This is a genomic window from Verrucosispora sp. WMMA2121, assembly GCF_027460185.1.
In the GTDB taxonomy this organism is placed as follows: domain Bacteria; phylum Actinomycetota; class Actinomycetes; order Mycobacteriales; family Micromonosporaceae; genus Micromonospora; species Micromonospora palythoicola.
Map to the genome: position 1 here is coordinate 2993890 of NZ_JAPZBH010000006.1, position 12658 is coordinate 3006547.

A 12658-nucleotide genomic window follows, 5' to 3' on the forward strand; every position below is an offset into this window, starting at 1 on the left:
GCGGGTAGCGTCGGCAGCATGTCGTTGGAGGCCGTCGGGGCGCTGCGGGAGCCGGTGCGCCGGGCAGTCTATGAGTACGTGGTCGCGCGGGCGGAGCCGGTGAGCCGCAACGAGGTGGCCGAGGCGACGGCCATCGGCCGTACCCTGGCCGCCTTTCACCTGGAGAAGCTGACCGAGGCGGGGCTGCTGGAGACGGCCTACGCGCCACGCAGCGGTGGGCCGGGTGCGGGCCGGCCGGCCAAGCTGTACCGCCGGTCGACCGCCGAACACGCGGTGACGCTGCCGCCGCGCGACTACCGGTTGTTGGCCGATGTGCTGGCGAGCGCGGTCGAGCGGTCCGGTGTGGAACCGGCGGTCCACGCGGCAGCGCGCGAACTGGGTGCGAAGCTCGCCGGCGGCGAGGTGTTCGCGCGCCTGGGGACACTCGGTTACGAGCCGTTCGCGGACGCCGACCAGACGATCCGACTGCGCAACTGTCCCTTCCACGCGCTGTCCGAGGCGTATCCCGCGCTGGTCTGCGGATTGAACCTGGCGCTACTCGACGGTCTGGTGGGCGAGCGTGGCTGGGACGTCCGGCTCGACCCCGGCCCGACCGGGTGCTGCGTCGTGATCCGCTCTAAAAACAATCAGGATTGACATAGAACCTAGGCTTGGTCGCATGGCCGACCATCATCTGGCGCAACTGAACATCGCCCGACTGCGCGCCCCCATCGACAGCCCCGAACTCGCCGACTTCGTCGCCCAACTTCCGGAGATCAACGACCTGGCCGAGCGGTCGCCCGGCTACGTCTGGCGACTGCAGGACGAGTCCGGCGACGCCACCGCGCTGCGGCCCTTCGGGCCGGACATCATCGTGAACCTGACCGTCTGGCAGTCGGTCGAGTCACTGCGCGGTTTCGTGTACCGGACGGCGCACCTGGAGCCGATGCGCCGGCGGCGGGAGTGGTTCGTCCCGCTCGACCGTCCCCACCTCGTGCTGTGGTGGATTCCCGCCGGCGTCCTGCCGACCATCACCGAGGCCGCCGAACGGCTGGAACTGCTGACCGCCGGCCCGTCGCCGGAGGCGTTCACCCTTCGTGAGCCGTACCCCTCGCCCGGCGCGCGAGCCGCGTGACCGTTCGGGGGACGGCACGAACGGTGCGACCGGGTGCGGGCGTGGCCGCCGCCGTCGCGGCCACGCCCGCACCCGATCGGGCTCAGGCCGCGGTGGGTTGTCGCAGCGCCTGCCAGGCGCCGTAGCCACCGAGCAGATCGGAGACGCCGGTACGGCCGGCCGCCCGCAGCACGCTGGCCGCGACGGAGGAGCGGTAGCCACCGGCGCAGTGCACGACGACGGGCCGGTCGTCGGGCACCTCGGCGAGTCGCCCGGGCAGTTCGGCCAGCGGGATGTGCAGCGACCCGTCGATGGCGCCCTGCTCGCGCTCGCCGGCGTTGCGCACGTCGAGTACGCGCGGCGGCTCGGCCCGGTCCAGGGCGTCGCGCAGCTCGGTGGCGGTGACCCGGCTGGCCGGGGTCAGCTCGGCGACCATCTCGCGGAAGGCCTGCTCGGGGTCGCGCAGGTAACCGGCGACATGGTCGAAGCCGATCCGGGCGAGGCGGGTCACGATCTCCTCCTCGCGGTCCTGGTGGGCGACGACGAGGATGGTGCGATCCGGGGTGACGACGCTGCCGGCGGTCTCGGCGAAGCGGCCGTCGGCGGGAATGTTGAGCGCGCCACGAACGTGCCCGGCGGCGTACTCGTGTGGGTCGCGGGTGTCGACGACGACGGCGCCGTCGGCCCGGGCGGCGAGGAACTCGGCGGTGGTGAGCGGCCGGGCGGGGCGGCGGGCGTGGTCGAACAGCTCGCGGGCCTTGCGGTTGAGCACCGCGTCGAACGCGAAGTATCCCGGTGCCGCCGGCTGGCCGCCGGTGACCAGCGCGACGAACCGCTCCTCGCTCATCGGCGCGCAGGCGTAGTTGGTGCGGCGCTGCTCACCGATCGTGGACTGCCGCTCGGTCGACAGGTTCTTGCCGCAGGCCGAGCCCGCGCCGTGGGCCGGGAAGACCCGCACCTGGTCGGGCAGGGCCATGAGCCTGTGGTGCACGCTGTGGTAGAGCATGCTGCCCAGCTCGTCGGCGGTCACGCCGAGCGAGGCGAGCAGGTCGGGTCGACCCACGTCGCCGATGAACAACGCGTCACCGGTCAGCACCCCGTACGGGACCTGGTCGTCGGTGTGCTCGTACACCAGCACGCTCACCGACTCCGGGGTGTGGCCGGGCGTCTCCATGATCTGCAGGGTCACCTCGCCGAGGCTGATCCGGTCGCCGTCGGCCAGCTTGCGGATCGGGTACTCGGTCTCGGCACGCCGGCCGTACCCGATCCACGCGCCGGTCGCCGCGGCCACCTCCAGGTGGCCGGCGAGGAAGTCGGCGTGGAAGTGGGTGTTGATGACGCCCTCGATGCTCAGCCCGCGGGCCCGGGCGTCGGCGAGGTACTCCTCGACGTCGCGGCGCGGGTCGACCAGGATCGCCCGGCCGGTGGTGTCGTCGGCGATCAGGTACGACGCCTGGGACAGGCAGTCCAGGTAGTACTGGGTGAACAGCATGGTCAGCTCCTTCAGGGACGGTACGGCTGTCAGGTTCATGTATACCCCGGGGGGTATGTGATGGGCAAAGAGTTACGGGCCGCTCTCCGGCGGTGTCACCTCCGCGACGAGTTCCGGTGCCCAGCACCGGTGGCCGCAGCGGCCCGCGTGCACGGCCAGCAGGCGGGTGCCCGGCAGCCGTCCGGCCAGCCGGGACAGGCCGGCACGCAGCTGGCGATGATGCTCGGCCAGGCTCACCGGGTTTCCCGCACAGTCGGAGTGCGCGGCGACGACCAGGGTCGCGCTGCCGTGCGCACGCTGCGAGACCCGCACCTTGGCCAGGAGCGCGTCCAGCCGGGCCTCACCCGTCGTGGCCAGCACCGCCTCCGGTCCGGGCTCGGTGATGGTGTCGAGGTACTCGACGTCGAGATGCCGGCGCACCCACTCGTCGAGGGGGCGCTGGATGCGACCGTCGATGCAACTGAGCAGGGTGGCGAACCGATCGGACACGGCTACAGCACCTCCTGGGGTGACGGCGGCCGTGCGGCGGCGTCGGCCAACGGCTCCACCGCCCGGCCGTCGACGGCGGCCAGTGCGGCGGTCAGATCCGGGTGCACCCGCTTGGCGCCGTGCACCGTCTGCCACACGCCCGCCCGGGCGAGCAGGTCGCGTACCGGCCCACGAACCGTTGCCAGGTGCAGCGCCACACCCCGGGTCGCGAGACGTTCGTGCAGCTCGGCGACGGCATGGGCACCGTCGACGTCGGCGTCGCCGATCGCGCTGGCGTCGAGCACCAGCGCCGTCAGCTCCGGCCGGCGTTCGGCCAGGCCGAGCAGGTGGTCGGCCAGGAACTGGGCATTGGCGAAGTACATCGGCCCGTCCACCCGGACGATCGCCACCCGAGGGTCGGTGACCAGTCCGGTGTAGCGGGCCACGTTGCGGTAGGTCCGGGTGCCCGGCACCCGGCCGAGTTCGGCCAGGTGCGGCCGGGCCGAACGCCACAAGAAGACTGCCAGCGCGAAGCTGACACCGGCGGCGAGACCAGGTTCGACCCCGAACAGCAGGGTGACCACGAAGGTGAGGGCCAGGGTCAGGCCGTCCGAGCGGCGGGTCCGCCACGCGGTCACCGCGGCCCGGCGGTCGACCAGTCCGAGCACCGCCACCACCACGATCGCGGCGAGCACCGCCTTGGGCAGGTGATGGAAGGCCGGTGTCAGGAACACCGCGGTCAGCGCCACCACCACGGCGGTGACCACACTGGCCAGCGGCGTGCGGGCTCCGGCGGAGAAGTTCACCGCGCTGCGGGAGAAGCCGCCGGCCACCGGGAACGCCTGGAACAGGGCGGCCGCGACGTTCGCCGAGCCGACCGCCGCGAGTTCCTGGTTGGGACTGACCTGCTGGCGGGCCCGCGCGGCGAGGGACTTCGCCACCGCGATGCCCTCCAGGTAGGCGACAAGCGCGATCGCCACGGCGGCGGGCAGCAGCGCCGTCACGTCCGAGCCGTCGAGGGCGGGGACGGCGGGGGCGGGTAGCCCGCCGGGGACCTCGGTGAGAATCCGTACGCCGTGCGAGCCGAGGGAGAACGCGGCACTGGCCACGGTGACACCGGCCACCACGAGCAGGGCGCCGGGCAGCCTCGGCAGGAAGCGGCGCAGCAGCAGCAGACCGGCGACGCTGGCCAGCGAGACGAGGACGGTCAGCGGGTGGATCGTGGTGGCTGACCGCCAGAGCGACGCGGCGATCTGCGGAAAGGTCTCGGCGCGCTCGGCGTCGAGCCCGAACAGGTCCTTCACCTGACTGGCCGCGATCACGATCGCCGCGGCGGAGGTGAAGCCGGACAACACCGAGTGGGACATGAAGTTGACCAGGGCACCGAGCCGCAGCACCCCCATCAGCATCTGGATCGCGCCGACCAGCAGGGCGAGCAGGCCGGCGAGGGCCGCGTACCGGGCCGGATCGCCGGCGGCGAGGGGAGCCAACGCGGTGCCGGTCATCAACGCGGTGATGGCCACCGGCCCGACGGCAAGGGATCCGGAACTGCCCAGCAGCGCGTAGACCAGCAGCGGCACGACCGAGGCGTAGAGCCCGGTGACCGGCGGCATGCCGGCCAGTGCGGCGTACGCCATGCTCTGCGGGACCAGCATGACCGCCACGGTCAGCCCGGCGATCAGGTCGTGGCGCAGTGTGCGGCGGTCGTAGTGCCGCAGCCACCCGAGCAGGGGCACCACCCGGGCCAGGCCGTCGCGGTCCGGCCGGACGTACTGCGTACCGTTCATGCCTGGTGCCGCTCGGTGCGCAGCCGCGCCAGAGACCGGTCGACGTCGCAACCGGCGCCGCGGTTGTACGGCAGCCGGGCCAGCATCGCGCCCATCGCGCAGGTGTCGGTGAGGGCGGCGACGGTCAGGCCGGCGCCGATGAGGCCGGCCACGTACCGGGCGGCGGGCACCCAGACGCTGGCCACGACGGCGAGCAGCACGACCCCGCCGGCGACGAGGCGGACCTGACGTTCCAGGCTCCACCGCTGCCGGCCGCGCTCCACCGGTCCACCCGCGGCGACCCAGGCGTTGATACCGCCGGTGATGACGGTGGCGTCGGTCAGTCCGGCGTCGGTCAGCCGGGCACAGGCCGCCGTGGCCCGGTTGCCGGACTGACACATCAGCAGGATCCGGCCCCCCGCGTCGTTGACGATCCGGCCCAGGTGCGCGTCGACCTGGTCGAGCGGCAGGTTGATCGAGGCCGGCACGTGCGCGGTCTCGAACTCGCCCGGGGTACGCACGTCGACGATCAACACGTCGGGGTTGGCGGCGATCAGGGCTCGTGCGGTGGGCACGTCGATGGTCGGGGAACTGCTCCTGGCGGTCACGGACACTCCATCCTCAGGTTCGGCGGCATACCCCCAGGGGTATCTGATCCGAGTATTGACCACGAATCCGCGAACCGCAAACGGCTCGCGGTCGGGCGTCGGGAAATACCCCCCGGTGTACTGTTGTCCGACGAGCCGGAAGGGGTGGGAGATGCAGGTCGACGAGGACGCGGTCGGTGATGTGGTCAAGCGACTGCGTCGTGCCGAGGGTCAGATCCGTGGTGTCATCGGCATGCTCGAGGACGGGCGTGACTGCGCCGAGGTGGTGACCCAGCTGGCGGCGGTCTCCCGCGCGTTGGACCGGGCCGGATTCAAGATCATTGCGAGCGGCCTGGAGCAGTGTGTCAGCGGCTCCGCCGGGGAGGACCGCAAGGCCAACCTCGAACAGATGGAGAAGCTGTTCCTGTCACTGGCCTGAGGCCCGTGGTCGGGTGGGTCAGCGGAACCCGGCCAGCAGGAACGCCCCCAGGCCCGCCAGCGCCAGCGGCACCGCCGTGGCGAGGGCCAGCACCCGCTGCCGGTTCGTCCGCGCGGCCAGGACGAGGACCAGCAGGCCGAGCGCGATCCTGATCAGGGCGTCCCAGATCGGGTCGTCGCCGTAGTTGGGGTCGCCGATCCGGCGGATCTCCAGCCCCGCCTCGGCGAACAGCACCGCGGCCGGCAACGCGGGCCCGACCACCTGTCGCCAGCCTGCCCCGCGTGCCCACACCCCGGCAATGCCGAAGAGCACTCCGGCGAGGACGCCGAAACACATCCAGAGCAGGGATGTCGGTGCCCACAGCACGGCCCAGTCGTCGCCCTGCACGAGCGCCGCCGTGACGTAGTAGGCGGGCACCGCGACCACGAGCGCGACGGCGGCGCCCGCCGCCGCACGCAGCCGGCCCGACCGCACCCAGCAGCCGAAGAGGAAGGCGGCGACCGCCCACACCGCACTGGAGTTGCCGAGGTCACCGGCCGGATACGGCACGTACTTGATCCAGATGAAGTCGACGGCGCCGAGCAGCATGCCACCCAGCACGGCCGCGAGCGCCACGTGTCGGTTGTCGGGTCCAGGCCGCATGGCACGCGAGAATACCGGGTATGCACCGATCTCGCGCGTCGGGGCGCCGGACCGCCTCGATCAGCTCCCTTGCATACCCGTGCCGCCTTCCGGGTACGTCGATCAACGAGGACGGCCTGGGGTGGTTCGTGGACCGGAGATGCCCGCACGGTCGGGATGGGGAGCGTGGAATGTCGAAGCGAAGCCGGTTCGCCGCAGTGGGGGTGGTGGCACTGGCCGTGGGCGTCGCGGGGTGCGGTGACCCGGGCACCACCGACGACGTCTCCGCCCCGCCGACGGCGACGAGTTCACCGATCGCCGAGGCCACCACCACGACGGTGCCCATGCCCACGGCTTCGGGATCGGCCAGCCCGGAGCCGACCGCCACCCCGGCGGTGCTGTCCGGCACCCGCCAGATCACCATCACCCGGGTGGACGGCTTCGAGGCCGGACTGTCGTTGACCGACGACGGCCGTCTGGCCGAGGTGGACGACGACAGCGGTCGGCAGTTGTTCGTGCCGACCCCACTGGGCGGGCGGAGTTTCCTGATCCGGTCGTACCGTGGGGCCGGCGGTGGCTCCGGTACCGGCGACCCGGTCTGCTGGCAGGTCCGCAACCCCGGCGGCGGCCGGCCGCTGCTGGTGGAGGGCGCCGCCTGCCGGGAGGACGAACCACGACAGCAGTTCACCATCACCGCCGCCGACGCGGACGAGGGGTTCTTGATCAGCAACAACTCGGCGTACCTGCGGACGTCACGGGACGCCGGGCTGATCCTGGAGGAGTTGGGCGACGGGCCGCCGACGAGCAGCTTCCGGTTCAACGACAACGGGCCGGCACCCGGCCGGGACTGACCGAGCCGCGTTTCCCACCTATGTCGGAGGTGACCCGGGATGGTCGAGCGGGAGAACACTCCCAGGTTGTGTCAGGTGGTGCTCGACTGCACCGACGCCAGGTCGCTGGCGGAGTTCTACCGCGCGCTGCTGGGCCTGGTCTACCGGCCCGGCGACGAGCCACCCGAGCCCGGGCAGGTCGACGAGCGCGGAGCTGACTGGTTGGTGTTGAGAACGCCGGAGGGCGGCCCGCAGTTGGCCTTCCAGCAGGTTGAGCGGTTGCCGCGACCGAGTTGGCCGGACGGCCCGGTGCCCCAGCAGCTGCATCTGGACCTGAGCGTGACCTCCGTCGAGCAGTTGGTGGCGCAGCACGAGCGGGTGCTCGCCCTCGGCGGTCGCCTGCTCGCCGACCGGCTGACCGGCCCCGACGAGCCGTTCCGGGTGTACGCCGACCCGGAGGGACACCCGTTCTGTGTCTTCGTGACGGCCACTGGCTGACGGCGCCGGTAGGCGGTCATCCTGGCCCGTGGTCGAGCGCACGGCCTTCGAGGTCACTTCTGAGGGTGGCCAGCATTCCCACCGCGGCGCTGGCGTAGTCACCGATCCACCGGTCGTGGATGTGCTTGATCGGTAGCGGGTCGAGGTGGTTCCACCGCTCGCGGCCCTTGCGCTGGGCGATGACCAGTCCGGCTGCCTCCAGCACCCGCAGGTGCTGCATCACCGTGCAGCGGTCCAGCCGGGGAAACAGCTCGCAGAGAGCGCCCGTGGTCCGCGGCTCGTTCTTCAACGCGTCGAGGATCTGTCGGCGGGTCGACGACGCCAGCGCCTTGAAGACGCGATCCTCGTCGACCGGTTCCGGGTCGGAACGCTCTCCCTGACGACTCGACATGTTATAAAGCTATAACACGTCGACGACGCGAGAGGGGATCGCCATGGACCTGCGATTCAAGATCGCCGGACGGATCAGCCGGCCGGTGCACGAGGTGTTCGAAGCGGTGGTCGATCCCGACCAGCTCTCCCGGTACTTCACCACCGGCGGCGCGAAGGGCCGACTGGTCACCGGCGCCACGGTCACCTGGGATTTCGCCGACTTCCCCGGTGCCTTCCCGGTCGAGGTGGTCGAGGTGGAGCAGGACCGCCGGATCGTGCTGCGCTGGGAGGCGGCCGACGGCGCCCAGTCCACCACCGACGCCCCGGTCACCGGAGCGTCCTACTTCACCACCGTCACCATGGAGTTCGAGTCACTCGGCGACGACCGGACCCTGGTCACCATCGCCGAGCAGGGGTGGCGGCCCACCCCGGAGGGCCAGGAGGCCTCGTACGGCAACTGCCAGGGCTGGACCCAGATGCTCTGCTGCCTCAAGGCGTGGCTGGAACACGGCATCAACCTGCGCGAGGGGTTCTTCGCCTGACCGCGCCGCGACGCAGCCCTAACCAGCCGTCGCGTGGTGCTCGGCAACGGTGCGACCCATCCGGGTCACCGCCTCCGTCAGGATCTCCGGTGCGGTGGCGAAGTTGAGCCGTACGAAGCCGGCACCGCCGGTGCCGAAGACATGCCCGGAGCTGAGGGCGACCCGCCCACGGTCGAGGAACAGCTTCGCCGGCCCGGCGACGTCGGTCACCACCCCCGGCTCGTCGCCGACCGGACCACTGTCGATGTCGAGTGCGGTGCAGTCCAGCCAGGCGAGGTAGGTCCCCTCGGGACGGTGGTAGCGGATGGCCGGGGCGTGCCGCGCCAGCAACACCCCCAGCAGCTCGCGGTTGTGGTCGAGTCCGACCAGCAGGCGGTCCAGCCATTCACCGCCGTCGCGGAACGCGGCGGTGTGCGCGATGACGCCCAGATGACTCGGCCCGTGGCTCACCTCCTCCGGGATCCGCCGCAGGTCGGCGACCGCCCGCGGGCCCGCCACCACGAGCGCCGACTTCAACCCGGCCAGGTTCCACGCCTTCGAGGCGGACAGCACGGCCAGGGCGTCCCCGGCACCGGGCACCATCAGGTACGGCGTGAACCGTGCCCCCGGCAGCACCAGCGGGGCGTGGATCTCGTCGGAGACCACCCGCACCCCGTACCGGCCGGCGAGGTCGGCGACCGCTTCGAGTTCGTCACGCCGGTGCACCACACCCGTCGGGTTGTGCGGGTTGCACAGCAGGAACACCGCCCGGCGACCGCCCGCGCGGGCCTTGCGGAACGCCTCCTCCAACGTCGATAGGTCCATCCGCTGGTCCGCGCCGAGCGGTGCCTCGATCACCCGCCGGTCGGCGTGGCTGACGAAGGCGTAGAACGGCGGGTAGACCGGCGCGCAGACCACGACCGCGTCACCGGGACCGGTGAGCAGCCGGAGCACCTCGACGATGCCGAGCATCACGTCCGGGACCAGGGTCGTGCGGTCGACGGACAGGTCGGACCACCCCCACCGGCGGGCGGCGAAATCGCCGAGCGCCTCGGCATAGTGCGTCCCGCAGGCGTACCCGGTGTCACCGCGCCCGACCGCGTCGTGCAGTGCCTCGGCGACCGGCGCGGCCAGTGGGACGTCCATCTCGGCCACCCACAGCGGCAGCACGTCGTCGGCGTACTGGCGCCACTTGACGCTGGTGCGTCGCCGTAGCTCGGCCAGGGACAACTGGGTCAGCGGATTCACGTGCACGGCCGACGAGCTGGGCATGCCGAGTTCCTATCCGAGGGTCGTCTAGATCATCGCATCGTACCCAGTGCGGATCCGCTGGCGACGTGTGGACGCTCCGCGCCCGCTGCTGTCAGGCTGTCCGGCGATGGACGGCATCGCTGCGCAGCTACCCGCACTACTCGGCGTACTGGTCGGGACGATCGGCACGATCGTGGCCACGTCGCTGGCCGACCGGTCACGGTGGCGACGGAACCAGACGGTGCGCTGGGACGAGCGCCGGCTCGACGCGTACGTCGAGTTCGCCCGTGCGTTGAAGGAGACACACACCATCGCCAGCCGGCTGACCGGCGGCTACGTCGACCGGGACGTGGCGCTCGCCGAGCTGGCGGAGGCCGACTTCCGGCACACGCTGGCCTGGGAGAACGTACTGTTGCTCGGCGACGCGCCGACGGTGGCGACAGCCCGGGCGTGGCGGGACAGTGTCTGGGAGGTCGAGCGGCTGGCACGCGACGGTCAGGCCGACGCCGACCGGCCCACGTTGCTGCACCGGGCCAACGAGGCACGGGACAACTTCTACCGTGCCGCCCGTGGCGGACTCGGGGTCGGCGGCGGGTCGGTGGCCCAGGCCGAACTGCTGGTGAGCAGGCTCAACCTGCCGACGGCCCCACCCACCGGAACCCCGGCCGAACGGTGACAGCCAGCCGCAGCCTGCGGGTTCGGACGGTGCTGCTCAGGCGGGGTGGGCGGGCTGGTCGAGGATGGCGCTGAACCGCTGCTCGGCCAGGTCGAGCTGGTCCAGGATGTGTCGCTTGACCGGCTCCGGTAGGGGAGTGTCGGCACGGGTGACGAGGTCGCGGTACACCGGCACCAACGGCCGGTACTTGCGGGCCGACGACTCCACCTTCGGGCCGACCGAATGGATCACCCCGACGCCGTTGTCGGTGAAGTCGGAGACCTTGATGACCCGCGCCCACGGTTCCCGTTCGAGACTGGCCGCGACATGCTCCCGGTACTGCTCGTACCGGTCGCGCCCGGGTTCCCATGGCGGGTTGGTCACCGCCGCGACCAGCCGCGCCACCCGCGAGCCGAACCGCTCGGCCAGCGCCCCCAGCGCCGCCGCCCGGACGTCGACGCTCAGAATCTCCTCAGCACCGTCCGCACCCCCGCCCGGCTCTCCGTCGCCGGCCAGCTCGGCGGGATGGTCCTCGACCGTGTCGTGCAGCAGCCCGGCGACGATCACGTCGACGTCGCGTACCTGGTAGTGGTGCAGCATCCGGATCGCCACCCGGAGCAGATGGTTGACGTACGGCTCCCGGGACCGCCGATCATCGCGGTGCAGGCGCGAGGCCAGGTCCAACGCCTCGTCGAGCCGCTGCCGCTCCTCGGTAGCGAACCCCTCGATCTCCAGCCGGAACCGCTCCCGCAGCCCGGCCTCGCCGTGCATCTCGGTGATCGCGTGCATCGGCATCGTGGCCAGATACGGCGGCAACTCCATCCGTCCCTTATATCGGATCATTCCCACCATCCGGCGGACCCGCCCCTGCCGCCCCTCACCATTACGCCGGCCCAGTTTTGACGTCCCCCGATTTGTGGCAGTCCTGACACTCGCCACGCCGACCTCGCGCCACCTTCACTGCCACAGATCCGGGGAGCCTTCGACGGCCTAGCAGAATCCGTGGCGTGGTGGGGGTTTTCCACAGTGCGGCGGGTGTCCACAGGCGGCGCCCGGTGGGGTGGCGGAGCGGGTTGGTGCGGCGGCACGGTTGGCGGCGTGAACGGGGTGCTTCGGGAACTGGTGGCGCGGGGTGGCGGCGTGGTGACCCGGACGGCCGTCCAGCAGGTGGTGCCGCGGTGGGTGCTGCAGCGCGCCAGTGGGACCGGCGACCTGGTGCGGGTGCTGCCGGGGGTGTTCGTGGCGGCGCACCTGCTGGCTGACCGGCCCAGCGGGTTCCGGCGCTCAACCGCCTCGACCCGGTCGTGGCCCGCCGGGCGGTGTGCGCGTGGGCGCGGGGCCGGGCCGCGTTCAGTCACCTCACTGCGCTCGACCTGTGGGGTTTACGCCGCCAGGCGGACGGCGAGCCGCTGCACCTGAGCACCCCGATCGACAGTGGCCTGCGGGGCCGACCCGGTGCACGGGTGCACCGACGACGGGGCCTCACCGTCGAACCCCCGCAGGTGGTGGTACGCCAGGGTCAGCCCGTGACCCGCGTCGAGCAGACCCTCGTCGACTCTTGGCCGATGTTGTCGCCCACTGAGCAGCGAGCACCGATCATCGAGGCGGTCAACGCTCGGCTCACCACACCGGAGCGGTTGGCCTCGGCCCTGCGGGGCGCGTCGAAGCTGCCGGACCGGGCGGCGCTGCGTACGTTGTTGACCCGGCTGGACGAAGGCTGCCGCAGCCCGTTGGAGATCTGGGGGCACGAGCACGTCTTCACCGGTCCCGGAATGCCGGCGTTCCAACGGCAGGTGCGGATCATCATCGGAGGCCGCAGCATGTACCTCGACCTCCTCGCCGAGCGGGAGCAGGTGAACATCGAACTCGACGGGGCGACGACCCACGGCGACCCCCGCCAGCGGGAGATCGACCTGCGCCGGGACGCCCTACTGGCGACCGTCGGCATCCTGGTGGTCCGCTTCGCCCATCGTCGCCTGATGCACGAGCCCGACACCGTACGCCGGGAAACCCTGACCATCCTCGCCACCCGCCAGCCCACCGCAGCCCGCCGAGGCTGACCGGG

Annotated in this window: 17 protein-coding genes; 9 read left to right on the forward strand and 8 right to left on the reverse strand. The window is 71.7% G+C overall.

The annotated features are described in order from the left end of the window. Positions 1-18: 18 nt before the first annotated feature. Together O7605_RS22330 and O7605_RS22335 are read left to right on the forward strand one after the other, a co-directional pair. Complete coding sequence (locus O7605_RS22330) at positions 19-636, forward strand: helix-turn-helix transcriptional regulator (RefSeq protein WP_269740962.1); 618 nt, start codon at positions 19-21, stop codon at positions 634-636. A gap of 22 nt (positions 637-658) precedes the next feature. Then, a complete protein-coding gene (locus tag O7605_RS22335) occupies positions 659-1114 on the forward strand; it encodes a DUF3291 domain-containing protein (protein ID WP_269740963.1) in 456 nt (151 codons plus the stop codon). A gap of 82 nt (positions 1115-1196) precedes the next feature. Here O7605_RS22335 and O7605_RS22340 read toward each other — a convergent pair whose 3' ends face one another. The 4 genes from O7605_RS22340 to O7605_RS22355 form a co-directional block, all read right to left on the reverse strand. Next, entirely contained in the window at positions 1197-2585 is a 1389-nt protein-coding gene (locus tag O7605_RS22340) for an MBL fold metallo-hydrolase (protein ID WP_269740964.1), read from the reverse strand. A 72-nt stretch (positions 2586-2657) separates the two neighbouring features. Beyond that, entirely contained in the window at positions 2658-3074 is a 417-nt protein-coding gene (locus O7605_RS22345; protein WP_269740965.1) for a carbonic anhydrase, read from the reverse strand. Positions 3075-3076: 2 nt separating this feature from the next. After that, positions 3077-4840 (reverse strand): SulP family inorganic anion transporter, encoded by a 1764-nt coding sequence (locus O7605_RS22350; protein WP_269740966.1) that lies wholly within the window; start codon positions 4838-4840, stop codon positions 3077-3079. Then, the gene (locus O7605_RS22355) at positions 4837-5427 is read right to left on the reverse strand and encodes a rhodanese-like domain-containing protein (protein WP_269740967.1); all 591 of its coding nucleotides are present in this window, start codon (positions 5425-5427) and stop codon (positions 4837-4839) included. Before O7605_RS22355 ends, O7605_RS22350 begins: the two co-directional genes overlap by 4 nt. A gap of 151 nt (positions 5428-5578) precedes the next feature. Between O7605_RS22355 and O7605_RS22360 the strand changes: the two genes are divergently transcribed. After that, complete coding sequence (locus tag O7605_RS22360; RefSeq protein WP_099846331.1) at positions 5579-5845, forward strand: metal-sensitive transcriptional regulator; 267 nt, start codon at positions 5579-5581, stop codon at positions 5843-5845. Between the two features lie 18 nt (positions 5846-5863). Here the strand turns inward: O7605_RS22360 and O7605_RS22365 are convergent, their stop codons facing one another. Then, entirely contained in the window at positions 5864-6487 is a 624-nt protein-coding gene (locus O7605_RS22365) for a DUF6518 family protein (protein ID WP_269740968.1), read from the reverse strand. Between the two features lie 170 nt (positions 6488-6657). On the opposite strand from O7605_RS22365, the gene O7605_RS22370 reads away from it, so the two are divergent. Then, the gene (locus tag O7605_RS22370) at positions 6658-7317 is read left to right on the forward strand and encodes a hypothetical protein (RefSeq protein WP_269740969.1); all 660 of its coding nucleotides are present in this window, start codon (positions 6658-6660) and stop codon (positions 7315-7317) included. A 39-nt stretch (positions 7318-7356) separates the two neighbouring features. After that, complete coding sequence (locus O7605_RS22375; RefSeq protein WP_269740970.1) at positions 7357-7794, forward strand: VOC family protein; 438 nt, start codon at positions 7357-7359, stop codon at positions 7792-7794. A gap of 16 nt (positions 7795-7810) precedes the next feature. On the opposite strand, the gene O7605_RS22380 is transcribed toward O7605_RS22375, so the two are convergent. Beyond that, on the reverse strand, positions 7811-8185 hold the full coding sequence (locus tag O7605_RS22380; protein ID WP_269740971.1) for an ArsR/SmtB family transcription factor: 375 nt from the start codon (positions 8183-8185) through the stop codon (positions 7811-7813). Positions 8186-8228: 43 nt separating this feature from the next. Between O7605_RS22380 and O7605_RS22385 the strand changes: the two genes are divergently transcribed. Continuing rightward, positions 8229-8708 carry an SRPBCC family protein gene (locus tag O7605_RS22385; protein WP_269740972.1) on the forward strand — a complete coding sequence of 160 codons (480 nt, stop codon included), beginning with the start codon at positions 8229-8231 and terminating at the stop codon, positions 8706-8708. An 18-nt stretch (positions 8709-8726) separates the two neighbouring features. Here the strand turns inward: O7605_RS22385 and O7605_RS22390 are convergent, their stop codons facing one another. Next, complete coding sequence (locus O7605_RS22390) at positions 8727-9959, reverse strand: MalY/PatB family protein (protein ID WP_269740973.1); 1233 nt, start codon at positions 9957-9959, stop codon at positions 8727-8729. A 106-nt stretch (positions 9960-10065) separates the two neighbouring features. Between O7605_RS22390 and O7605_RS22395 the strand changes: the two genes are divergently transcribed. Then, positions 10066-10614, forward strand: a complete 549-nt coding sequence (locus O7605_RS22395; RefSeq protein WP_269740974.1) for a hypothetical protein — start codon at positions 10066-10068, stop codon at positions 10612-10614. A gap of 36 nt (positions 10615-10650) precedes the next feature. On the opposite strand, the gene O7605_RS22400 is transcribed toward O7605_RS22395, so the two are convergent. Further along, the gene (locus tag O7605_RS22400) at positions 10651-11415 is read right to left on the reverse strand and encodes an HD domain-containing protein (protein ID WP_269740975.1); all 765 of its coding nucleotides are present in this window, start codon (positions 11413-11415) and stop codon (positions 10651-10653) included. Between the two features lie 276 nt (positions 11416-11691). Here O7605_RS22400 and O7605_RS22405 point away from each other — a divergent pair, with 276 nt between their 5' ends. Together O7605_RS22405 and O7605_RS22410 are read left to right on the forward strand one after the other, a co-directional pair. Further along, on the forward strand, positions 11692-12012 hold the full coding sequence (locus tag O7605_RS22405; RefSeq protein WP_269740976.1) for a hypothetical protein: 321 nt from the start codon (positions 11692-11694) through the stop codon (positions 12010-12012). A gap of 44 nt (positions 12013-12056) precedes the next feature. Continuing rightward, on the forward strand, positions 12057-12653 hold the full coding sequence (locus tag O7605_RS22410) for an endonuclease domain-containing protein (protein ID WP_269740977.1): 597 nt from the start codon (positions 12057-12059) through the stop codon (positions 12651-12653). Positions 12654-12658: the final 5 nt, after the last annotated feature.